The organism is Pseudomonas sp. BS-2016, assembly GCF_001806145.1.
Classification (GTDB): domain Bacteria; phylum Pseudomonadota; class Gammaproteobacteria; order Pseudomonadales; family Pseudomonadaceae; genus Aquipseudomonas; species Aquipseudomonas lundensis.
Map to the genome: position 1 here is coordinate 1 of NZ_MLCT01000092.1, position 1,471 is coordinate 1,471.

General features: G+C 53.1%; 1 protein-coding gene. It reads left to right on the plus strand.

Annotation, left to right across the window (positions count from 1 at the left end):
- Positions 1-77: 77 nt before the first annotated feature.
- The gene (locus tag BKD70_RS22535; RefSeq protein ID WP_054921188.1) at positions 78-1,334 is read left to right on the plus strand and encodes a cation:dicarboxylate symporter family transporter; all 1,257 of its coding nucleotides are present in this window, start codon (positions 78-80) and stop codon (positions 1,332-1,334) included.
- Positions 1,335-1,471 lie beyond the last annotated feature (137 nt).

Here is a 1,471-nt window from a genome sequence, read left to right on the forward strand (position 1 = left end):
GCTCACGTGAGCTGCAAGCTCATGACTCTAGCAACTGCTGATAACGCAGACCTTACATACCAACAAGAAGGCTAGACATGAAACGTATTCCCTTGATGTGGCAAATCGTTGCCGGGCTGTTGCTTGGCGTGCTTGTCGGTTGGTACTTCAATACCCATCCGCACTATCAGGCATGGGTCAGCGTGCAGGTTCTGAAACCGCTTGGTGACATCTTTATCAAGATGATGAAGATGGTCGTTGTGCCAATCGTGTTCTGCTGCATGATTCTGGGCATTGCCGGTGGCCCAGACAGCAAGTCATTTGGCCGCATGGGGGTGCGCTCGCTCGGTTATTTCTTTGCGATTACCGCGCTGGCCGTCGTCATAGGCTTGTGTTTCGCAAATCTCTTCGAACCGGGAACAGGTACCGATATTTCCGGTGTTTCGCACGGTGCCGCATCCATCACGCTGGAGCCGCCCAAAGGAGCGCTGGTAATATTGCAGAACATCGTGCCCGATAACGTATTGGCTGCGATGTCCGAGGGGAAATTGCTGTCGGTGTTGTTTTTTGCCGTGCTGTTCGGCTTGGCATTGAACGCCTTGCCGAAAGAGAAAAACGCACCGGTCATCGCACTGCTTCAAAGTGTTTGCGATGCGATGTTCAAGGTTGTCTCCATGGTTATGGCTTATGCGCCTGTGGGTGTGTTCGGCATGATCGGCGCGACCGTGGCGACGTTTGGTTTCGCTTCCTTGTTGCCATTGCTCAAGTTGATTGGTGTTGTGTACCTGGCGCTGATTGTTTTTGCGTTGGTGGTACTTGGCGGTATCTGTTACTTGATAGGCGAAAACATTTTCAAGTTGATCGGGTACTTGCGCGATGAGTTGATGCTCGCGTTCTCAAGTGCCGCCTCAGCCGCAGTGATGCCGCAGTTGATGACAAAGATGGAAAGTTACGGCGTGCCGCGTCGGATCGTCAGCTTCGTGGTGCCGGTGGGGTATGCGTTCAACCTCGATGGTGCGTCGATTTTTCTTGGGGTGGCGACGATCTTTGTCGCGCAACTCCATGGCATCGACCTGTCGTTATCCCAGCAGATCCTGTTGGTGGTGACCATGGTGCTGACTTCCAAGGGCGCAGCAGGGGTGCCAGGTTTCGCCATCATCATCTTGTCAGCGACATTGGCCTCAGCAGGTCTTCCACTGGAAGGCGTCGCGTTGATCGCTGGCATTTTCAGGATCATCGACAGTGGTACCACTACGTTGAACGTGTTGGGCAATGCCATTGCGCCGTTAGTCATCGCCAAGTGGGAAAAGGTCGAGCTCAGACCTTCAACGGATTATCCAGCCGCACGGGCCTAGTCGTTTGCAGGAGCAACGATAGGCGAGAACGCAGGGGGTCATTCGTCAGGTATTGCTAATGTTTTGTAGACGACCGGTCTAGTTTTGGATAGGCTCTCGTCATTATGAAAAAATCTAATCTGGACATGCGACAGCAC

Coding starts and splice junctions, on each gene's coding strand:
- BKD70_RS22535 (WP_054921188.1), top strand. CDS start 78: ATGAAACGTATTCCCTTGATGTGGCAAATCGTTGCCGGGCTGTTGCTT.